The organism is Plantactinospora sp. ZYX-F-223, from assembly GCF_039649625.1.
GTDB lineage: Bacteria > Actinomycetota > Actinomycetes > Mycobacteriales > Micromonosporaceae > Plantactinospora.
The window spans coordinates 52,183-72,520 of record NZ_JBDJAV010000009.1; the positions used below are offsets into that span (position 1 = coordinate 52,183).

18 protein-coding genes are annotated in these 20,338 nt (G+C 73.1%); 6 read left to right on the plus strand and 12 right to left on the minus strand.

From position 1 onward, the window contains the following. Positions 1-82 precede the first annotated feature (82 nt). The gene (locus AAH979_RS11395; protein WP_346258048.1) at positions 83-1,672 is read left to right on the plus strand and encodes an AMP-binding protein; all 1,590 of its coding nucleotides are present in this window, start codon (positions 83-85) and stop codon (positions 1,670-1,672) included. Here the strand turns inward: AAH979_RS11395 and AAH979_RS11400 are convergent, their stop codons facing one another. The 3 genes from AAH979_RS11400 to AAH979_RS11410 all read right to left on the minus strand — a co-directional run bounded on the left by AAH979_RS11400 (position 1,673) and on the right by AAH979_RS11410 (position 5,184). Then, entirely contained in the window at positions 1,673-2,302 is a 630-nt protein-coding gene (locus tag AAH979_RS11400) for a hypothetical protein (RefSeq protein ID WP_346258049.1), read from the minus strand. It abuts the gene before it with no gap. A gap of 155 nt (positions 2,303-2,457) precedes the next feature. After that, positions 2,458-3,747, minus strand: coding sequence for a phosphoribosylamine--glycine ligase (gene purD, locus AAH979_RS11405; RefSeq protein WP_346258050.1), 1,290 nt, complete (start codon positions 3,745-3,747; stop codon positions 2,458-2,460). A gap of 138 nt (positions 3,748-3,885) precedes the next feature. Further along, the gene (locus tag AAH979_RS11410; RefSeq protein WP_346258051.1) at positions 3,886-5,184 is read right to left on the minus strand and encodes an adenylosuccinate synthase; all 1,299 of its coding nucleotides are present in this window, start codon (positions 5,182-5,184) and stop codon (positions 3,886-3,888) included. Positions 5,185-5,310: 126 nt separating this feature from the next. Here AAH979_RS11410 and AAH979_RS11415 point away from each other — a divergent pair, with 126 nt between their 5' ends. After that, positions 5,311-6,306, plus strand: a complete 996-nt coding sequence (locus AAH979_RS11415) for a hypothetical protein (RefSeq protein ID WP_346258052.1) — start codon at positions 5,311-5,313, stop codon at positions 6,304-6,306. A gap of 856 nt (positions 6,307-7,162) precedes the next feature. Beyond that, a complete protein-coding gene (locus AAH979_RS11420; RefSeq protein WP_346258182.1) occupies positions 7,163-9,115 on the plus strand; it encodes a chromosome partitioning protein in 1,953 nt (650 codons plus the stop codon). Here AAH979_RS11420 and AAH979_RS11425 read toward each other — a convergent pair. The 3 genes from AAH979_RS11425 to AAH979_RS11435 all read right to left on the minus strand — a co-directional run bounded on the left by AAH979_RS11425 (position 9,081) and on the right by AAH979_RS11435 (position 12,024). After that, complete coding sequence (locus AAH979_RS11425; RefSeq protein ID WP_346258053.1) at positions 9,081-9,398, minus strand: hypothetical protein; 318 nt, start codon at positions 9,396-9,398, stop codon at positions 9,081-9,083. The genes AAH979_RS11420 and AAH979_RS11425 overlap by 35 nt on opposite strands. Before the next feature lie 269 nt (positions 9,399-9,667). Next, the gene (locus tag AAH979_RS11430; protein ID WP_346258054.1) at positions 9,668-10,534 is read right to left on the minus strand and encodes a PfkB family carbohydrate kinase; all 867 of its coding nucleotides are present in this window, start codon (positions 10,532-10,534) and stop codon (positions 9,668-9,670) included. Between the two features lie 35 nt (positions 10,535-10,569). Next, entirely contained in the window at positions 10,570-12,024 is a 1,455-nt protein-coding gene (locus AAH979_RS11435) for a helix-turn-helix transcriptional regulator (RefSeq protein ID WP_346258055.1), read from the minus strand. Between the two features lie 186 nt (positions 12,025-12,210). Here AAH979_RS11435 and AAH979_RS11440 point away from each other — a divergent pair, with 186 nt between their 5' ends. Further along, a complete protein-coding gene (locus AAH979_RS11440) occupies positions 12,211-12,657 on the plus strand; it encodes an NUDIX domain-containing protein (RefSeq protein WP_346258056.1) in 447 nt (148 codons plus the stop codon). A 130-nt stretch (positions 12,658-12,787) separates the two neighbouring features. Here AAH979_RS11440 and AAH979_RS11445 read toward each other — a convergent pair whose 3' ends face one another. Then, the gene (locus AAH979_RS11445) at positions 12,788-13,216 is read right to left on the minus strand and encodes a DUF3151 domain-containing protein (RefSeq protein ID WP_346258057.1); all 429 of its coding nucleotides are present in this window, start codon (positions 13,214-13,216) and stop codon (positions 12,788-12,790) included. Between the two features lie 303 nt (positions 13,217-13,519). On the opposite strand from AAH979_RS11445, the gene AAH979_RS11450 reads away from it, so the two are divergent. Beyond that, a complete protein-coding gene (locus AAH979_RS11450; RefSeq protein WP_346258058.1) occupies positions 13,520-14,746 on the plus strand; it encodes a hypothetical protein in 1,227 nt (408 codons plus the stop codon). A gap of 89 nt (positions 14,747-14,835) precedes the next feature. Here the strand turns inward: AAH979_RS11450 and fbaA are convergent, their stop codons facing one another. Both fbaA and AAH979_RS11460 read right to left on the minus strand, forming a co-directional pair. Next, positions 14,836-15,864 (minus strand): class II fructose-bisphosphate aldolase, encoded by a 1,029-nt coding sequence (gene fbaA / locus AAH979_RS11455; RefSeq protein ID WP_346258059.1) that lies wholly within the window; start codon positions 15,862-15,864, stop codon positions 14,836-14,838. Between the two features lie 221 nt (positions 15,865-16,085). Next, positions 16,086-16,466, minus strand: a complete 381-nt coding sequence (locus tag AAH979_RS11460; protein WP_346258060.1) for a phage holin family protein — start codon at positions 16,464-16,466, stop codon at positions 16,086-16,088. 135 nt (positions 16,467-16,601) lie between these two features. Here AAH979_RS11460 and AAH979_RS11465 point away from each other — a divergent pair, with 135 nt between their 5' ends. Further along, positions 16,602-16,817, plus strand: coding sequence for a hypothetical protein (locus tag AAH979_RS11465; protein ID WP_346258061.1), 216 nt, complete (start codon positions 16,602-16,604; stop codon positions 16,815-16,817). Here AAH979_RS11465 and AAH979_RS11470 read toward each other — a convergent pair. The 3 genes from AAH979_RS11470 to AAH979_RS11480 form a co-directional block, all read right to left on the minus strand. Next, on the minus strand, positions 16,808-18,382 hold the full coding sequence (locus AAH979_RS11470; RefSeq protein WP_346258183.1) for a glycosyltransferase family 4 protein: 1,575 nt from the start codon (positions 18,380-18,382) through the stop codon (positions 16,808-16,810). The genes AAH979_RS11465 and AAH979_RS11470 overlap by 10 nt on opposite strands. 201 nt (positions 18,383-18,583) lie before the next feature. Continuing rightward, a complete protein-coding gene (locus tag AAH979_RS11475; RefSeq protein ID WP_346258062.1) occupies positions 18,584-19,732 on the minus strand; it encodes an LCP family protein in 1,149 nt (382 codons plus the stop codon). Positions 19,733-19,734: 2 nt separating this feature from the next. Continuing rightward, entirely contained in the window at positions 19,735-20,214 is a 480-nt protein-coding gene (locus tag AAH979_RS11480; RefSeq protein WP_346258184.1) for a SigE family RNA polymerase sigma factor, read from the minus strand. Between the last annotated feature and the right edge of the window lie 124 nt (positions 20,215-20,338).

Consider the following 20,338-nt stretch of genomic DNA (forward strand, 5'->3'; position numbering starts at 1 on the left):
TCGCGGCGGCGGCCGAGCCCGGTGCCGCCCCGACCGGCGGGCACCTTCCCCGAAGTAGAACGACAACCAGCGGAGCCGCTCCTTGCCCTCGGACCTCGCGTTTCTCGTCACCACGCTGACCCGGCGCGGGCTGCTCAAGCCCGGCTCGCCCCGGCGGGTCGCGGCGCAGCTCGGCGCGCTGCGGAACTGGGGGTTCAGCCTGGCCGGCGAACTGCGCCAGGCGGCGGCCCGGGATCCGGACCGGGTCGCGCTGATCGACGAGGAGCGCGGCGAGATCAGCTACCGGGAGCTGCTGGACCGGGCCGAACGGCTGGCCCGGTCGCTGCGGGCCCGCTACGGCGTCGCGGAGGGCGACCGGATCGGGGTGCTCTGCCGCAACCACGCCGGGCTGGTGGAGACCGCCCTCGCCGGCGGGCTGCTCGGCGCCGACATCGTACTGGTGAACACCGGGCTCTCCGGAGCGCAGCTCGCGACCGTCGCCGAGGAACAACGGATCCGGCTGCTGGTGCACGACGCCGAGTTCCTCGACCGGGTGGTCGGGTTGCCGGCGGAGGTGGAGCGGGTCGACGACCGGGAGTACCCGGAGCTGGTCGCCGGGGCACCGCTGGGCGAGCTGCGCCCGCCGGGCCGGGACGGCCGGACCATCGTGCTCACCTCCGGCACCACCGGTACGCCGAAGGGTGCCCGCCGGCCCACCCCGAGCGGCCTCGGCCCACTCGTCGCGATCATCGGCCGGATCCCGCTGCACAACGGCGTCCGGATGATGATCGCCGCGCCGCTCTTCCACACCTGGGGGTACGCCGCGCTCCAGATGGCCTTCGCGCTGCGCGGCACCGTCGTGCTGCACCGCAGGTTCGAGCCGCTGGCCGCGCTGGCGGCGGTGCAACGGCACTCCTGCACGGCGCTGTTCGCCGTACCGGTGATGGTGCAGCGGCTGCTGGAGGTGCCGCCGCCGGCCACCCGACCGCCGCTGGAGGTGGTCGCGGTGAGCGGTTCGGCGCTGCCCGGCGGGCTGGCCACCCGGTTCATGGACCGCTACGGCGACGTGCTCTACAACCTGTACGGCTCCACCGAGGTCTCCTGGGCCGCCATCGCCACCCCGGCCGAGCTGCGCCGGGCGCCGACCACCGCCGGCCGGCCGCCGCACGGCACCCGGCTGGTGATCGTCGACCGGCGCGGCGAGCCGACCCCGACCGGCCAGGTCGGCCGGATCCTGGTCGGCAACGAGCTGCTCTTCGAGGGGTACACGGCGGGCGGCCCGGAGCAGGAGGGTCGGGGCGGTCCGGTCGATGGGCGGCTGCTGGACACCGGCGACCTCGGCCACCTGGACGCCGACGGACTGCTCTATGTGGACGGCCGCGCCGACGACATGATCGTCTCCGGTGGCGAGAACGTCTATCCGTCCGAGGTGGAGAACCTGCTCGCCAAGCTGCCCCAGGTACGCGAGGTGGCGGTGATCGGCGTTCCGGACCGGACGTACGGGCAGCGGCTGGCGGCGTACCTGGTGCTGCATCCGGGCGAGACGCTCGACCCGGACGCGGTACGCGAGTACGTCCGCCGCTACCGCGCCCGGTTCTCGGTGCCCCGGGACGTACTGTTCGTACCGGCCCTGCCGCGCAACGCGACCGGCAAGGTGCTGACCCGGGAACTGCGCCGCTACCACCGGGCCTGATTAGACCATCGGGATCTCGTGCACCAGTGCCGAGGCGGTCAGGGTCTTCGACCGCACCTCGCCGCCGCCGACGGTCCGGAGCTGGTAGGTGTGCTTGACGTGCTCGCCGGGAATGCCCGCGCACGGGAAGTCGATGGTCGCGGTGCCGACCGCCGGATAGGTGTCGTAGATCCCGGGCCCGTCGACGGAGAGGGTCACCTTGTCGGTGCCGGTCACCTTCCACTCCAGGATCACCGGTACCCCGGGGATGCGGTTGACGTTCGTGCCCTGGTCGCACTGCGGCTTCTGCTTGATCCGGTAGTAGACGATGGTCGGGCCGTTCGGCTTCTTGCCCGTCGTACCGCTGTTGTTGTTGCCACCGCTGCCGGTGTTGCCGCCACCGCCCGTGTTGCCGCCACCGGTGTTGCCGCCACCGCCGGGCTGGCCGCCGTGCCCCGCCGGGCTGCCGGTCGGTGCCGGCGTCGCGGCCGTCTCGTCCGGCGGGGCGCTGCCCAGGCCCGCGTCGCCGGTGGCCGGCGCCGAACTGGCCGGTGCGGACCCACCGGTCTCGATCGTCACGCAACCGGTCGCCGCGACCGCGATCGCGCCGCCGAGGGCGACCAGGGCCGCCCGGGTCAGGTACCTGTGCATGGTCGCTCCTCCGCCGCTGGGATCCCCCGAGACCGACGGCCGGGGGTGATCTCACGGTAGGAAACCCGGTGCGATCGGCGAATCACGGTTTCGTGCCAGCACGCGCGGGGCGGGTGCCGGGGCGGGCCGCACCCGCGGGCAGGTGGTGGAGGGGCTCAGCCGGCCGAGGGCTCCATCCGGTCGGGGGCGGCGAGCCGGCCCGCCGCGGCGAGCGCCGCGATGTCGGTCCGGTGGTGCGCTCCCGGCAGGCCGATCCCGGAGATCAGCTCGTAGGCGGCCAGCCGGGCGGCGTCGAGGTCGGCACCGAGGCCGGTACCGGAGAGGACCCGGCCCCCGGCGGAGACCAGCGCGCCGTCCGAGGCGCGGCGCGCGGTACCGGCGTGCACGATCCCGGCCCGCTCGGCACCGGTGATCACGTCACCGGTCCTGGGGGTGTCCGGATAGCCTTCCGAGGCGAGCACGACGGTGACCGCCGCACCGGACCGCCAGCGCAGTGGCGGATGCGCGGCCAGCGTGCCGGTGGCCGCCGCGTGCAGCAGGCCGGCGAGCGGCGTCTCCAGCAGCGCGAGTACGACCTGCGTCTCCGGGTCGCCGAACCGCGCGTTGAACTCGATCACCCGTGGCCCGTGCCGGGTGATGGCCAGCCCGACGTAGAGCAGCCCGCCGAACGGCGTGCCCCGGCGTCGCATCTCAACCAGGGTCGGCTCGACCACCGTGGCCATCACCTCGTCGACGGTGCCCGGGGGCAACCACGGCAGTGGCGCGTACGCCCCCATGCCGCCGGTGTTCGGGCCGGTGTCGCCGTCGCCGACCCGCTTGAAGTCCTGGGCCGGCAGCAGCGGCCGCGCGGTCTCGCCGTCGGTGACCACGAAGAGCGAGACCTCGGGCCCGGCCAGATATTCCTCGACGACGACCCGGCCGCATGCGGCGGCGTGGTCGAGCGCGGCCGACCGGTCCCCGGTGACCACCACGCCCTTGCCGGCGGCGAGTCCGTCGTCCTTGACCACGTACGGCGGGCCGAACTCGTCGAGCGCCTGCGCCACCAGGGCGGACCCGACGCCGGTACCGGGGTTGTCGACCGTCCGGGCCCGGGCGGTCGGCACACCGGCCGCCGCCATCACGTCCTTGGCGAACGCCTTGGAGCCCTCGATCCGGGCCGCCGCGCCGGACGGGCCGAAGCAGGCGATCCCCTTGGCGCGTACCGCGTCGGCGACCCCGGCGACCAGCGGCGCCTCCGGACCGACCACGACCAGGTCGGCCTGGACCTCGACGGCGAGCGCCGCGACCGACGCCGGATCGGTGGCCTGCACCGGACGCAGTTCCGCGACCGACGCGATGCCGGGATTGCCCGGTGCGGCGATCAGCTGGTCGACGGCCGGGTCGGCGGCCAGGCCGAGCGCCAGAGCATGCTCCCGCCCGCCGCCACCGATGAGTAGTACGCGCACGACCACCGATCCTACGGGTCCGGCCCGCAGCCGCTCGCTCCCGGCCACGCTCGGCCGGCTCCCGGCCACGCTCGGCCGGCTCACGCGCGGGATCACCGGGTTCCGGACGGGATCAACTGGGTCCCGAGCGGGATTCGCTCAGCTTCTGGCCGGGATCAGCTCGTGCCGGACAATGTTCTCCTCCCGGCCGGGGCCGACGCCGACCACGCTGACCCGGGTCCGGCACAGCTCCTCGATCCGGGCCAGATAGCGACGGGCGTTCTCCGGCAGCTCGGCCTCGGACCGCGCCTTGGAGATGTCCTCCCACCAGCCGTCCAGCTCCTCGTAGATCGGCTTGGCGTGGTGGATCGCGGTCTGCGTCATCGGCATGTCGTCGTACCGCTTGCCGTCGATCTCGTAGCCGACGCAGATCGGCACCTTCTCCATCCCGGAGAGGACGTCGAGCTTGGTGACGACCAGGTCGGTGATGCCGTTGAGCCGGACGGCGTACCGGCCGATCACCGCGTCGAACCAGCCGCACCGGCGCTCCCGGCCGGTGGTGGTGCCGTACTCGGCGCCGACCTTGCGCAGATGCGCGCCGTTGTCGTCGAAGAGCTCGGTCGGGAACGGCCCAGAACCGACCCGGGTGGTGTACGCCTTCGTCACCCCGATCACCTGGTTGATCGCCATCGGCGGGATGCCGGCCCCGACACAGGCCCCGCCGACCGTCGGGTTGGACGAGGTGACGAAGGGGTACGTGCCGTGGTCCATGTCGAGCATGGTGGCCTGGGCACCCTCCAGCAGCACCGTCTCGCCCCGGTCCAGGGCGTCCCAGAGGATCACCCGGGTCTCCGCGATGTACGGCCGCAGCCGCTCCGCGTAGCCGAGGTATTCCTCGGTCACCGCGTCCACGTCCAGCGCCTTGCGGTTGTAGACCTTGAACAGGATCTGGTTCTTCTCCCGCAGCGCGAGTTCCAGCTTCTTGCGCAGGATGCCCGGGTCGAGCAGGTCCTGCACCCGGATGCCCATCCGGGCCACCTTGTCGCCGTACGCCGGGCCGATGCCCCGGCCGGTGGTGCCGATCCGGGACGAACCGAGGTAGCGCTCGACCACCCGGTCCAGCGCCCGGTGGTGCGGCATGATCAGGTGCGCGTCGCCGGAGATCCGCAGCCGGGAGACGTCCACGCCCCGCTCGGCCAGACCGTCGATCTCGGAGATCAGCACCTTCGGGTCGACGACCACTCCATTGCCGATCACGATCATCGCGCTCGGCGAGAGCGCGCCCGACGGCATCAGGTGCAGCGCGTACTTCTGCCCGTCCGGGGTCACCACCGTGTGCCCGGCGTTGTTGCCGCCCGAGTAACGGACGACGTAGTCGACCCGGTCACCCAGCAGGTCGGTAACCTTGCCCTTGCCCTCGTCGCCCCACTGCGCCCCGATGAGCACGATCGCCGGCATCTCTAAACCCGCCTCCAGGGGGCTCGGGTGCCAGGTGGCGACCGCGTGGCGAGCCCGAGGTGTCAGGCTAACAAAAAGTGACGACCCGGCCGGCAGAGGCCGGCTGGCGGCAGGAGGCGACTCCCGGTGTACGACGTGGTACTGCTCACCCTCGCCCCGGGTGAGGACGACCCGGCGGGCTGCGGCGCGGGCGGCGACTGCTGTTCGTCCGGTGCGGCACCCGACCGGGCGGACTGCGCGGACACTCCACGAGTACCCGTACTGGCCTGCGCGGATGCGATCACCGAGCGCGGCGCCCGGGTCGAGACGGTGACCGCCCACTCGGATCGGGAGATCGACTCGGTGCTGGCCCGGCTGGACGGTCCGCCCCGGCCGGACGGACTCGACTGGCCCGATCCGGACGGCAAGACCCGACTCGTGGTCGCTACAGCGAGTGACGCACAGTTACGCGCCGTCATGCGCCGGCTGGTCCGCCGGTACGCCCCGCCGCCCAGCCGCCGTCCGGCCGACCTCGCCGACAACCGGACCGTGCCGGACCTGCCGGCGATCGGCGTACTGCCGCTGGACCCGAGCCGGTCGACGGCGTCCGGCCCGCCCCGGGACCTCGCCGGGCAACTCGGCCTGCCCCGCGAACCGGCAGCGGTCGCTGCGGCCGTACTCGACGGTCGGGTACGCCGCCTCGACCTGCTCCGCAACGACGGCGGCTCGGTCACCCTGGACGGCGCGCTGCTCGGTGCCGCCAACGACGCCGGCACCCCGTTGGCCTGGCGCGGCCGGGTGGAGGTCGACGACACCGTACTGTCGGCCGGCGACGATCCGCTGTTCGCCTGTGCGATCGGCAACGCGGGCGGCTACGCCGAACTCGGCGGGGTACGCCTGCTGTCCACGGCGGACCCGGCCGACGGCGCGGTCGAGGTCGCGGTGGCCGTACCGGTGGCCGCCCGGACCCGCTGGGGCCGCCGGACGGTACGCCTCGAGGTGCGCCGGGCCCGGGGCCGTGCGGTCGCGGTCACGCCCCGGGATCCGGAGGTTCCGTTCCTGGACGACGGGGTAACGGGCACCCTGACCCGCAAGCGATCGTGGTGGATCGAGCCGGGGGCATGGGCGGTGTACGACCACTGATCTGTTGTGGAAGGCTGTACGTGGGGACCTCCGTGCCCGGCCCGAGGCCGATCGGCGGGCATATCCTCGGGTGTGGGAGGGAGGTAGCTAGGCCGTGGTGAACAATCATGGAGACCGGGTGTACGTGCCGGGCCAAGTGCCGGTGGCGCCGCAGGAGGCCGAGCCGCTGTGGCCGCCGGACGAGATCGTCGCCGAGCCCCGCGACGAGTCCAATCCGATCAGTTGGGCGCCGACGCCACCGCCTCCGGACGCGACCCCGCCGGGCCCGATGGCCGGGGTGCCGCAGCCTGTCGCGCACCAGCCCTACCAGGGCACTCCGCCACCTGCGGTTCCCGCTCCGCCACCGGCGATCCCGATACCGCCGGTCCCGGCCGTGCCGCCCACCTTCTCCCCGGTGCCTATCCCACCTGGGCCACCCGTTCCGCAGCCGCCGCCGGTCCCGCCGGTGACCGCCGTACCGGTGCATCCGCCGGCACCGCCCGTGCCGGCGCCACCGCCCGGTCCGGTCCCGAGCACCGGCCCGGCGGAGAATCCGGTGCACTCACCGACCCGGGTCTGGCCCACGGTCTCCCCGGGCAACCAGGGCCGGGCCTCGGTGGGTACCGGTGACATCCGCCGCCCCGACACCGCCGGCCGGCCGGAGAACACCGGTGACCCGGAGGCGGCCGGCCTGGCCCGGCCGGGGTCCCCGGATCGGTCGGCGACTGCCGAGGAGCGCACCGGCGGCACCGGTACGGCCGAGCCTCGGGCCGCCGGCAAGGCGAGCGTCAGCCCCACCGCCGGCAAGGCGACGGTCAGCCCGGTGAGCACGACCGCTGGCAAGGCGTCCGTCGCTCCGGCCGCCGGCAAGGCGACGGTGAGCCCGGCCGCGGGCAAGGCGACGGTCGGGCCGGCGACCGGGGCGAACCCGGCCGTTCCGCCCAGCGGCGTCGCCCCGGCCAGCGGGGCGAGTTCGACCAGCGGCGCCGTTTTGACGAACGGGTCCGCGCCGACCAGCGGCACGACCCCGACCAGCGGCACGACCCCGACCAGCGGCGCGGCTCCGGTCAGTGGGGCGGCGGGCGGAGGTTCCGGGCAGGCTACCGGGGCGGCCCAATCCTCGTCCGGTCCGGAGCAGAGCCAGCCGGCGACCAGCCAGGGCCCCGGAGACGGCGCGGCCGAGGCCGGCGTGGCGCAGCCGGAGGCCGAGCCGGCCGAGCAGCGGGAATCCGCCCGGGCCGCCGAGCCGGCCCGGGGCCGGGCAACACTGCCGGCCACCAGCCGGCCCCAGCCGGACAGCGGCCCGGGCCGGCCGCCCGCCGAGTCACCGTGGGCGCAGCCACCGCAGCGGCCACTCGGCCCGCCGCAGGGCAGCGCGGCACCGGTGGCTCCGCAGCCGGTCCCGCCACCGCCGGTGGCTCCGCAGCCGGTCCCGGTACAGCCGGTGGCTCCGCAGCCGGTCCCGGTACAGCCGGTCTCCGGCCCCGGTCCCGGTGCCGATCCGGCAACCGGATCGGCCCCGCCGGTCGGTCCCTATCCGCCCACCATCACGCCGGGGCCGTATTCGGCGGCGGCGCGTCCGGTGTCGGCCTATCCGCCGCCGCCACAACCGGGCCCGCCGCAGCCGCCGCCTCCGGGGCACCCGGCGTACCCGCCGCAGCCGGCGGACCAGCCCGGTCCGCCGGGTTATCCGAGCCAGCCCGGCTATCCGAGCTATCCGCCCCCGCCGGTACCCGGGCCGCAGTCCGGCTGGGCACCCCCGCCGGTGCCTCCGGTGCCGCCGCACCCCGGGGTGACCGAGGTGCCGCAGCAGCCGTACGCCGAGTCGGCCGGGGTGCAACGGGTGCCGCCACAACCGGCGAACGCCTACCCCGACCCGCTCTGGACGCCGGACTCCGGCACGCCCACCGCCGAGGACTTCGCCCGGCGCCGCGCGGTACGTCCCGCCGACCCCGTCGCGCAGATGGGGGTACGCGCCGCGGTCAACAAGACCACCCTGGGGCTGGTGAAGCTCGCTCCGGGGCGGCACGAGCAGGAAATCAAGCAGGACATCGAGATGATCCGCCGGAACTTCGGCGGGCTCCGGCAGGTGACGGTCGTCAACCCCAAGGGCGGTGCCGGCAAGACGGTGGCGATCCTGCTGCTGGCGATGACCTTCGGGCAGAAGCGCGGCGGGTACGTGCTGGCCTGGGACAACAACGAGACCCAGGGCACCCTGGGAATGCGGGCCCAGCAGGACTTCCACTCCCGCACGGTGCGGGACATGCTGCGCGACCTCTACCAGTTCAAGGGGGCGCACGGCCGGGTCGGCGACCTGTCGCAGTACGTTCGGTCGCAGAGCGAGGGCATGTTCGACGTCCTCGCCTCGGACGAGTCGGCAACCGGCGGCGAGATGCTCACCGCCGCCGCCTTCGCGGAGATCCGCGAGGTGGTCAGCCGGTTCTACAAGCTGATCTTCGTGGACACCGGCAACAACGTCCGGGCGCAGAACTGGCAGGCGGCGATCGACGCCACCGACCAGCTCGTGGTGACCATGTCGGCCCGGAACGACTCCGCCGAGACGGCCGCCCGGATGCTCGACCACCTGGAGCAGAGCGGCCGGCAGCGGCTGGTCCGCCAGGCGGTGACGGTGGTCTCCATGCCACCGTCCCGCAAGGAGATCGACCTGCCGGCGATCCAGCGGCACTTCGCCGCCCGCACCAGGGCGGTGCTGCTGGCCCCGTACGAGCGGTTGATCGACACCGGCGAGCCGATCCGGTACGCCCAGCTCTCGTCCGCGACCCGGGACGCCTGGCTCAAGATCGCAGCGTCGGTAGCCGAAGGGCTCTGACCAGCCTGGACGCTAGCGAGATCAGCGGGCGGCGGTGCCCGTACCCGAGCACGGGTCGGCCGTCGAACCGGGCCGGCAGGTTCCAGGCGACCCGGTTCACCCGATCCGGTTGGACGAGCGGAGCCGGGCCGGGTGCCTCGACACGAGCCGCGTCGACGGCTTCGGCCGGAGCCGCGCCGGGAGCGTAACCGCCCCGCTGGTTCGGGTACGCCGTCGCCGGCCCGACCGCGTCGACCACCCGCACGTCCGGGCCACGCCGCCGGGGCCACCATCTTCTGGACACCGTCGTCCTCCCGTCCTGGACACGGGACGCGGCGGCCGGGTCTCTTCGGGCGCCGACCGCCGCATCCGGACCGAGGGTCGGGACCGGCGCCTCGGAGGGCGCGGGCACCGATCCCGACCAGCAGTTCGCCGCCCGACTTGCCGATCGGAGGGCTTACCGGCAGTCAATCCGGACCGGGGCGTTGTCGGGAACTGCCAACCACGGCCGCCGACAATCTGGCGACCGAGGCCGCGACCGCGTCGCAGACACCGGCGTACGACTATCCGGCGTCACCGCTCGGCTGGTCGAAGATCCGGCCCGTCGACCTGGACCGCCATCGCTCCGGCGGTCACCGCGTCGGTCACCGCCGCTGGCAGCGGATGTCCTTCCGCGAGCCGCGCCGCCAGGGCACCCAGGAAGGCGTCCCCAGCACCGCTGGTGTCGACCACGGACACCCGTCGGGCGTCGATCAACCCCGTGCCGTCGTCGGAGGCGTAGGCGGCACCGCGTGCCCCGGCGGTCACCACCGACGCACGGGGGCCCAGGGCGCGTAGCTCGCGCGCCAGCACGACCGGATCGTCGTCGCGCCGACCGAGAATCGCCGCCGCCTCATGTTCGTTGGCGACGAAGACGTCGAGCCCGGCGAAGACCGCCGGCCCGATGTCGGGGTGCGGTACGAGATTGCCGATGAGCAGTCGGGCACGCTGCTCCCGCAGAACTGCGTCGACGGCCTCCGGCCGCAGGTCGAGTTGTGTCACCACGACGGACGGGCTCACCCGCTGGAAGCCGGTCCGCACGTGCTGCCCGGTCAGTTCGGTCTCCGGAGAGAGGGCCAGCACCACGTAGCTCTCGCCGTCGGGCGTGACCTCGACGATCGCCACGCCGGTCCGGGCTGAGGGAAGGAGTTGAAAGCAGGACAGCTCCACGGGGGCTTGCCGGAGCGTTCTGATCAGGAGACGGCCCCAGTCGTCCGCGCCGGCGTTCGCGAGCAGGGCGACCCGGGCGCCCGCGCGAGCGGCGGCAACCGCCTGGTTGAGCCCCTTGCCGCCAGCGGTGGTCAGCACCGGCGAGCCGAATGCCGTACGACCGGGCGTCGGGCGGTGGGGTATCCGTACCGTGAGGTCGACGTTGGCACGCCCCACGACGAGCACGTCCACAGCCGCCGACCGCGAGTCGTCAGGCCGGCGGCCGGTCACGGCCGGGCGGCCAACTGGTCGAGCAGGTCCTTGACCGCCGGTCGTGCGCGGAACGCTCCCAGGTGGCTTCCGAGCGCGGAGATCTCCTGGCGGATACGGGCCGATCCGGTCCTGTCGGCCAGTGCCAGGGCAGCAGCTCCGACCGTGGCAGCCTGGTCGGGTTCCGCAGCCGCCAAATAAGCGTGCGCTGTCCGGGCCAGGTAGCGGCCACGCTCCCGTTGGTAACCGGCGGGCCACTCACGGATCGCCGCGGTGAGGCTGGCGATGGCGCGGCGCGGATCGTTCAACCGCAACCAGCCTTCGCCCTCGTTCGCCGAGAGGTACGCGGAGGTGCAGAAGGAGCCGAACGCATCGCCGTCGGTGCTGCCTTGCTCGACAAGGCAACGGGCCTGATGGAGAGCGGCCTGGAAGCCGTGACGGTCACCGTCGATGGCGTTGCCCCGGGCGTACACGACGGCGGCGAACGCTCGCACCTGCGCCGGTGCGCCACTGGTACGCGCCGCAGCCCGACCCAGCCCGATCACACGGTCCTCGTCGTCGGTGCCGATCGCGCGTTGCGCCTTCCGGGCCAGCACGTACGCGCAGAGTTCCCGGTCGTCAGCCTCCTGCGCCATGCTCACCGCACGATCCAGCAGGCGGGCTCCCGCCTCCCGATTCCCGAGGTCGTCGTTGAGCCAGCCACCGAACTCGTACCAGCTCGCCTCCGTACTCAGCAGTTGATCACGCAGTCCTCCCCGGGCTTTCCTGCGCAACTCCGCAATGATTGCGATCTGTTGCTGCACCGTCGACAAGATGCTCAGTCCGCCGAGTCGGTTGTCAGCCCGTACGAGAAGTGCGCGCAGCGCCGCGAAGTGGCTGACCACGGCCGGGTCGACCGTTCGTGGCACGGCGACGCCGAGGACGGCCGACGCCGAGGTCGTGACGGCACCGGCTGTCAGCTCCAACAGGGCGCGACGGCTGACCCTGAATGCCCGTGCAGGTCCGTCCGACACGACCGTCAGAGTAACGGTTTCACCGTCGATCATGCCTGCCTCGGACGGCTCACAGACGAAGGCGTCGGGCATCGGTAGCGACATCCTTCCCGATCCCGATGCCGGAATGCTCGCAGCGTTGCCTGGCTGCTCGTCGGTCGGCGGCAACAAACCGGCCATCCTGGCCGTACGTTGCCGTTCGCGGGCCCGGGCGAGACCCGTCTTGTATCGCCGCTCCAACTCCGCCACCTGCCGATAGCCCGCCAGCAGCGCCCCGCCGGCCGACAGGCCCCGGTCGGCAGCTTCCCAGAAGCTCTGTGGTGCCTGTTCCCGGCCCGTCTCTATGTTCGCGACGGCGCTCCGCGAGTAGCCGATCCGCGGGCCGAAGCCGGCCTGGGTCAGCCCGGCGGCCTTACGCCAGGCGGCGAGTTGCCGGCCGAGGTCCCGCTGCGCCTCGGCCACCTGTTCCGGCGTGGTCATCGGTGGCACCGCCAATCCGGATCGTGATCGGCACGTCACTGGATTTTCGCAGACTCCGCAAGTGTGCGGACGTCGCGCAGCGCCGCCAGTCGAGTCGTACCATCTGCCAGCCGCCTCCGCAGCCACCAGAGTTATGACACGGCGAGCCGCTCGGTTCGGCCGGGCCCGCACGCCTACCGTCGACGGATGGCGACACCGACTCATCCGGTCGACGTACTGCTCATCCTCACCCACGGCGATCATGTGCTGCTCGCGCTCCGCGACGGGACCGGGTACGCGGACGGGCAGTGGAACCTGCCCAGCGGCAAGTTGGAGGCCGGCGAGGACGCCCGCAGTGCCATCATCCGGGAGGCGCGGGAGGAGATCGGGGTGCACCTCGATCCGGCGGAGGTACGCCTGGCGGTGACCGTGCATCACCGCAGCCCCGGCGGACAGGGCCGGATCGGTCTTGTCTTCGCCGCCGCGTACGACCCCGAACGGCACGACGAGCCGGTCAACGCCGAACCGCACAAGTGCGCCAAGATCCAATGGACGCCGGCAGAGCTGCTGCCGAGCAACACCTACAGCCACAGCCGCACGGCGGTGGCCGCCCATCGGGCCGGTGACGCCTTCCGGCTCGACGGCTGGTCGTAGCCGCTCCGGAGCGCCCACCGTCCGGGCTAGCCGGTCGGAAGCCCCTCAGCGGTGGGACGGCAAGGGCGCATGTGACCAGCGCCGGGCGGGGCAATGATCCGGTTGGCGGGTCGCCGAACCAGGCTCGGCGTCAGGTGCCGGAGAGGGCGTCGCCGGCCGCCGGGTCGCAGTCGCGGAGGAACTGCGCGCAGCGGGCCGCCTCGTCGGACTCGCCGATCTCGCCGGCCGCCCGGGACAGCACGTGCAGGCAGCGCAGGAAGCCCTGGTTCGGCACGTGGCTCCACGGCACCGGACCGTGACCCTTCCAGCCGTTGCGGCGGAGCTGGTCCAGGCCCCGGTGGTAGCCGGTGCGCGCGTACGCGTAGGCGGCGACGACCTGGCCGGTGCCGAGCGCCCGCGCGGCCAGGGCCGCCCAGGCGGCGCTGAACGTCGGGTGCTGCGCGGCGGCCGAGGCGTACGCCTCGTCGGTGTCCGCCGCCCGCGCGGCGTCGAGTGCCGCCTCGGCGGCGTCGTCTGCGGGAAGCAGGGTGGCCGGCGGTTCGGGCAAGAGGTTCTGCATCGGACCATTCAACCCGGCCGTCACCGGCTTCGGCGAGCGGGGTGTGTCACGTGGGATGACTGAACGGCTGAGGGATCCGTCACGCGTGCGGCCGGTGCGGTTCGGGCGGCACTGGACTACAAATAGAGATCCGGAGCCTCCCCAGGACCCGGTAACAGAGAGCCCGGCGACCTGGTGTCGCCGGGCTCTCGCCGGTTTCCGGCCGCCCTGTGCCCGGCTTACCGTTTCGGCCGCCATGAGCCCGCCATAAGCCCACCTTGGGTCCGGCGTGGGCCGGTTGCCGGGTCGGGGCAAGATGGCAGGGTGCCCACCCCACCCCCCGCCGACGTGCTCGAACCGCACGACGACACCGCCGACGAGATCGAGTCACGCGCGGAACTGGATCTCCACCTCCGGACCGGCAGCCTCGCCGGGCTGACCGTGCAGGGTCTCCGGCTGGATCTCGATCCGGTGCCGGATCTGACCGCGGTCGACCTGACCGGCACCCTCTTCGCGGGGTGCCGGTTCGTCTCCCGGGAGGTGGAGGCGGAGCTGGTCCGGCGCGGCGCGACCGTGGTACCCGACTTCGCGGCGCTGCCGTACCCGACGCACCCGTCCCGGCTCTACACCCCGGACGAGCTGGCCGCCGGGTTCGACACCGGCGGCTTCGCCGGGATGTACGACACCGTGGTCTACGAGCACTTCCGCGGCCATGGCGGTGCGCTGCCGGAGCTGCGGGAGGCACTGGCCCAGCGGCTGCACGACCACGCCGTCGACAACGCGCTGGCCGACGCCACCCGCGCCTGGCTGGCCCGGCACGGCCCGGGTTCCGTGGTCGGGGTGATGGGCGGGCACGCGGTGCCGCGCGGCACCTCGGCGTACCGGCTGGCCGCGACGCTCGGCTGGGAACTCGCCCGGGCCGGCCGGCTGGTGGTGACCGGCGGCGGCCCGGGGGTGATGGAGGCGGCGAACCTGGGCGCCTACCTCTCCGAACGCCCGGCGGCCGACCTCAGCTCGGCGATCGACCTGCTGGCCACCGCGCCGGACTTCACCGACCACGACCCCTACACGGCCGCCGCACTCCAGGTGCGGGCCCGGTTCGCGCCGGCGGTACCGCAACCCCGCAACGGCAACGGCAACCGGGGCGCCGATCCGGACGGCTGGGCCCGGCGCGGTGGGCTCGCCATCCCCACCTGGCTGTACGGGCACGAGCCGGCGAACCTCTTCGCCGGCCGGATCGCCAAGTATTTCTCCAACGCGATCCGGGAGGACACCATCCTCCGGCTGGCCCGGGGCGGGATCGTCTTCGCCGCCGGTCGGGCCGGCACCGTGCAGGAGGTGTTCCAGGCGGCCACCAAGACGTTCTACGGCACCGACGGCGACAGCGGGCCGTACGTCTTCCTGGACAGCGCGTTCTGGACCCGGACCCTGCCGATCGAGGCGCTGCTGCGCCCGCTGCTGGCCCTCGCGCCCGCCGGTGACCTGGCCCGCTCGGTGCACATCACCGACGACGTGCACGAGGCGGTCCGGCTGCTCACCGCCACACCGTAACGGGGGCGACCCGCCCGGGGCGGGTGGGCCTGCCCGGTGCCGGGATCGGCGACCGTGGGCCCACCCGCCGCCGGGGTGGACTGCCGGAACTACTTGGCCAGCGTCGTACCGGTCGAGCGCAGGTGCTCGCACGCCTCGACGACCCGCTGCGCCATGCCCGCCTCGGCCGCCTTGCCCCAGACCCGCGGGTCGTACATCTTCTTGTTGCCGACCTCGCCGTCGACCTTGAGTACGCCGTCGTAGTTGCGGAACATGTGGTCCGCCACCGGCCGGGTGAAGGTGTACTGCGTGTCGGTGTCGATGTTCATCTTCACCACGCCGTAGTCGAGCGCCTCGCGGATCTCCTCCAGCAGCGAGCCGGAGCCGCCGTGGAAGACCAGGCTGAGCGGCTTGTCGCCCTTGTTGTACTTGGCGCCGACCGCCTGCTGGATCTCGTTGAGAATCTCCGGGCGGAGCTTGACGTTGCCGGGCTTGTAGACGCCGTGCACGTTGCCGAAGGTCAGCGCCGCCATGTAGCGGCCCTTCTCGCCGAGGCCGAGCGCGTCGACCATGGCGATGCCGTCCTCGACGGTGGTGTAGAGCTTCTCGTTGATCGCGTTCTCGACGCCGTCCTCCTCGCCGCCGACCACGCCGACCTCGATCTCCAGCACGATGTGCCCGGCCGCCGCCTCGTCGAGCAACTGCGCCGCGATCTCCAGGTTCTCCCCGACCGGTACGGCGGAGCCGTCCCACATGTGCGACTGGAACAGCGGCTCCTCGCCCCGGGCCACCCGCTCCTTGGAGATCGCCATCAGCGGGCGGACGAACTTGTCGAGCTTGTCCTTCGGGCAGTGGTCGGTGTGCAGTGCGATGTTGACCGGGTAGTTCTTGGCCACCTCGCGGGCGTACGCGGCGAAGGCCACCGCGCCGGTCACCATGTTCTTCACCGTCGGGCCGGAGAGGTATTCCGCGCCGCCGGTGGAGACCTGGATGATGCCGTCGCTCTCCGCGTCGGCGAAGCCGCGCAGCGCCGCGTTCAGGGTCTGCGAGGACGTCACGTTGATCGCCGGGTACGCATACCGGCCCGCCTTGGCGCGGTCCAGCATCTCGGCGTAGACCTCGGGGGAAGCGATGGGCATGTGAAACGCTCCTTACTAACCGCTCTCGGCCTGCTCGGCCGCTGTCTGGATGACCTCTTCCCACCTCCCCTCGCGGCCGGTGGTCGCGGGTGAGGGTCGATGCGCGGGCGCCGCGCGGTTCAGGTGGGAAAAGACTCGATGGGTGCGCCCGGACCGCGCTGTCCTCCGCCCCGAAGTATCCCGTAGTCCGCTCGCGCCAATTCAACCCACCCGGCCCCGGCTCAGCGTTCGGACCGGCCCGGCCACGCGACACCGATCAGCCAGCTCACCACCGCCATCACGATCGCCCCGTAGAAGGCCGGCCAGAAGCCGTCGATGTCGAACGGCAGGTCGAACACGTGCGCGATCCAGTCCGTGAGCAGAAAGAGCAGCGCGTTGACGACAAGCGCGAAGAGTCCCAGGGTCAGCACGTAGAAAACGCAGCCGACGACGTGGATGATCGGCTTGAGCACCGCGTTGACCACCCCGAAGATGAACGCCACGACGAGTACGGTCAGCGCGTTCTCTCCGGCAGACCGCCCGGTCAGCTCGATACCGGGCACCACCAGGCTGGTGATCCACAGCGCCAACGCACCGATCACCAGCCTGATCAGGAAGCCCACCGCCTCATCGTGGCACGCGTTCCGGAGCCGGACGGGCGGTTTAGTCCGCTCCGGGACCGGGCACGGTGCTCCGGGTACGGACCACCCGATCAGCCCGTACGGTGGAACCAGCGGCACCAATCGGCAGGAGTAGACATGGGCCAGCCCGACGAGGACTTCGCTCCCGGCGACCACCTGACCCCGGATGAGCGCGACCCGGAGGCGCCGGCCGCGGACGCCGTGGAGCAGGCGACCGTCGCGGACCCGAACACCGAGGACCAGCCGGACGTCCAGCGCGGGCTGGAGGTCGACGAGTGGGACGCCCTGGAGCAGGCCCGGGTCGTCGGCACCCCGGACGACGACTACCGCTGAGCCGCCGGCACCGGTAACTCTGCCGGACTGTCCGGGACCCCCGAGGGTGGGCTGGGGATTTCCGTCCCCCCGCCCGCCCCGGCGAGCAGCCGCCGGTAGATCCCGGTCAGGATCTCGGCCTGGGCCGCCCAGGTCCAGCCTTCCAGCAGCCCCGGCCGGTCGTACCCGGCCAGGTACCGCTCCCGGTCCGCCAGTACCGCCCGGACCGCCCGGGCGTAGTCGGCGACGTCCCGGGCCCGGAAGACCTCGCCCTGCCCGGTCGACCGGACCGTCTCCGCCATCGTCTTCACGTCGCTGACCACCAGCGGCAGCCGGGCGTGCGCGTACTCGAAGAACTTGGTGATCAGCGCGATCTCGTGGTTGGGCCAGTGGTGAATCGGGATCGCCCCGACGTCCGCGCCGGACAGGAACGGCACCACCTGCCAGTGCTCGACGTACGGCAGCACGTGCACCCGGTCGGCGACACCGATCCGGTGGGCGCGCGCGACGAGCTTGCGCACGTACTGGAGGTCGGGGTTCACCACCAGCGCGGTGTGCACCCCGGGCAGCTCGGGAAGGGCGTCGACCATGGTGCGCAGGCCACGCTGCTCGGCGGCGCTGCCGCTGTAGACCACCAGCGGAACGTCGGGCCCGATCCCGCAGCGCTGCCGCAGGTCCGGAACGGCACCGTCCGCCCCGTCCGGGGCGTGTTCGGCGGCGGGCGCGTTCAGCACCACCGCCGGCTGCTCGTCGAGGTGGTGCTCGGCGCGGAGCAGGTCGGCGAGCGCGTCGGAGACGGTGACCACGGCGTCGGCGTACGGGGCGTACTCGCGCTCGTGCGCCCGCATGGCGGGTAGCCAGCGGATGTGCGGCTGCCACGGCCGGATGCCCGGCAGGAACTCGTGGGCGTCCCAGACCAGCTTGACCGGCCGGCCGGCGGCCTGCGCCCTGGTCTTGGCCCGGGCACCCACCCCGAGCATCCGGAAGTCGTTGGCGTGGATCAGGTCCGGCGCCAGCTCGTCGACCACCGGCCCGTACGCCAGCTCGTAGTCCCAGAGCCCCGGTTCGAGCCGGCGCCAGGCCCCGTCGCCCATGGTCAACTGCCAGAACAGCGTGTACGCACGATCCCACGGGTTGCGGTAGCGACGGCCGTAGAGGCCCCGGTTGTGCATCTTCGTCCGGACCCAGACCCAGCGGCCGGCCAGGGCGGCCAGCACCAGCCGGAGCCGGAGCCAGAGTTCCGCCGCGCGGTCCCGCCGCCCCGCCCGGGCGGCCAGTTCGAGCTGGGCGTCCCGGAACCGCAGGTCCGCCCGCCAGGCGGCCACCTGCTGGGCCCGGTATTCGGCGATCCCGTTCGGCGGGTAGCCGAGCGGCCAGCGCAGCCAGGCGCGCCGGTACTGGTGACGCTTGCGGAACAGCGGCTCCGGCATCGGCAGCAGCCGGACCTGCGCCCGGCCGAGCTGCCAGCGCTGCGGCACCCCGGTCGGCGAACGGCCGAGCAGGATCACCTCCCAGCCGGCGTCCGCCGCCGACCGGGCCTGCTTCTGCACCCGGGAGTCCCCGTTGACGCCGTTGTCGACCAGCATGACGATCCGGCCCGGCGAGTGGCGGCCTGCCCCGGCATCGTCAGGCGTCATCTCGGCTCCGTCCCACGCACCGCCCCACGGACCCGGCGAGTGTACGGGCCAACCCCGACGACCAGGGCGGGAACGACATGACGCGGAGGTGAACAGCGCGCGACAGGAACCGGACAGGTCGGGTCAGGTCGGATCGGATCGGTGCAAGGTTCAGGGGGTGACCCGTTCCGGGTGCTTGCCGATCCATTCGGCCAGGGCGTCCCGACGGAACGCGTCGAACAGGCTGCGGCTCTGGGCCGGGTCCAGGCTCTCGACCTCGCCCACCGGCCCGCGGTCCGGGTGGTACGTCCAGCCGATCCCCACCGCGTCCGCCGCGGCCACCGTCCGCAGCGTGCCGAACAGTTCCTGCGGGGTCATCCCGTCGAGGTCGAGGGTGAGGTCCCGGCCGAGCGCCCGGACGATCTCCGCGACCCGGACCGGGTTGAGCCCGTCAGCCGGATCGGTGACCTCGTGCAGCAGCGCCTCGGCGAACCGCTGCCCGTTCCGGTCCCGGTCGTGCGCCCCCTGGTCCAGCCGGTACCGCTGGCGGAGCAGGTCCTGCGCGGCGGCGCCGTCGAGCTGCTGGCAGCCGGCCGGGAAGACCCGGGCGGTGTGGTGGGACCGCACCTGCTGCGGCAGGCACACCCGGACCCCGCCGACCGCGTCGGTGAGCTGGCGCAGCCCGGCGTAGGTCAGCGTCGCGGTCGCGTCGAACCGGATCCCGGTCAGCGCGCTGACCGTCCGCTCGGTCAGCGCGGCGCCGGCCGCCAGGTCGGGCCGGCTCCCCGGCCGGTGACTGCCGAGGTAGAACGCGGCACTGAGCTTTCCGAATCCGTGCCCGGGCACCTCGACGCCGAGGTCCCGGGGCATCGAGACGAGATAGAGCCGGTTCCGGTCCGCCGGCACGTGCACCAGCAGCACGGTGTCCGCGCGGTGGCCGTTGCTCCGGCCGTCACCGCCGTCGACGCCGAGGACGAGGAAGTTCAGCGGCTCGGCCGGGCCGGTCGGCCGGGCCGCGAGCGGCGGCGGGGCGACCTCCGGCACCGGCGACACCCCCACGGTACGGCCGAACGGCGGCACCGCGAGCACGCCGAGCATGGCGAGGGCGACCCCGGCCATCTGGGCGGCGCGCCGCCGGCGGCGTCGGCGTACCACCCGACGGTCGATCGCCGCCCGCAGCGGCCCGGGCTCCGGGGTCAGCGACTCGTACCGGGCGAACGCCGCCCGCAACTCCTGCTCGACCCGCCGTGGGTCCGGGCCGGCACCCGACTCGTCCGACCCCGGCGAGCCGTCGAACACCCGGATGTCGTCGTCGCTCATTCTCAGGCCTCCACGAATTCGGCACGTAGGGTGGCGAGGGCGCGCGAGATGGCCGACCGGACGGTCCCGACCGCGCAGCCGAGCACCTCGGCGATCTCGGCGTCCGGCAGGTCCTCGTAGTAGCGGAGCACCAGTGCGGCCCGCTGCCGGCGCGGCAGCCGGGACAGCCAGCTCCACACCTGGTCCCGGTCCACCGTGCTCTCGGCGTGGTCGGGGCGTACGGCCACCGCCTCGTCGGGCTCCGCGCGCAGCAGCACCCGCCGTACCCAGGAGCCGCGCTGCCAGTCGAGGTACTGGTTGGTCAGCATCCGGCGTACGTACCGTTCGGGCGCGTCGGCCCGGGCCACCCGACGCCAATTGAGCTGGACCCGCACCATCGTCTCCTGCACGAGATCCTGGGCGAGATGGGGATCGCCGGTCAGCATCACCGCGTAGCGCAGCAGCGCGGTGAGTCTGGAGTCGGCGAACTCCTCGTACGTCACGGACACCTCCGGGCCTCTCCTCCTCTATAGACGGAAGCGTGAGACGGGAAGATTGCCTGACTTGGAACTCAGCCGTTCGGCCGGATCCACCACTCGGGACACCCGGCGGCGCGTAGGGCGAGAT

Bases quoted from the DNA above. Each gene is read 5' to 3' on its own strand.
- AAH979_RS11400 (WP_346258049.1), bottom strand. From the start codon at position 2,302: ATGCACAGGTACCTGACCCGGGCGGCCCTGGTCGCCCTCGGCGGCGCG.
- AAH979_RS11410 (WP_346258051.1), bottom strand. From the start codon at position 5,184: ATGCCGGCGATCGTGCTCATCGGGGCGCAGTGGGGCGACGAGGGCAAG.
- AAH979_RS11435 (WP_346258055.1), bottom strand. From the start codon at position 12,024: ATGACCACGCCGGAACAGGTGGCCGAGGCGCAGCGGGACCTCGGCCGG.
- AAH979_RS11440 (WP_346258056.1), top strand. From the start codon at position 12,211: ATGGCGACACCGACTCATCCGGTCGACGTACTGCTCATCCTCACCCAC.
- AAH979_RS11445 (WP_346258057.1), bottom strand. From the start codon at position 13,216: ATGCAGAACCTCTTGCCCGAACCGCCGGCCACCCTGCTTCCCGCAGAC.
- fbaA (WP_346258059.1), bottom strand. From the start codon at position 15,864: ATGCCCATCGCTTCCCCCGAGGTCTACGCCGAGATGCTGGACCGCGCC.
- AAH979_RS11465 (WP_346258061.1), top strand. From the start codon at position 16,602: ATGGGCCAGCCCGACGAGGACTTCGCTCCCGGCGACCACCTGACCCCG.
- AAH979_RS11470 (WP_346258183.1), bottom strand. From the start codon at position 18,382: ATGCTGGTCGACAACGGCGTCAACGGGGACTCCCGGGTGCAGAAGCAG.
- AAH979_RS11475 (WP_346258062.1), bottom strand. From the start codon at position 19,732: ATGAGCGACGACGACATCCGGGTGTTCGACGGCTCGCCGGGGTCGGAC.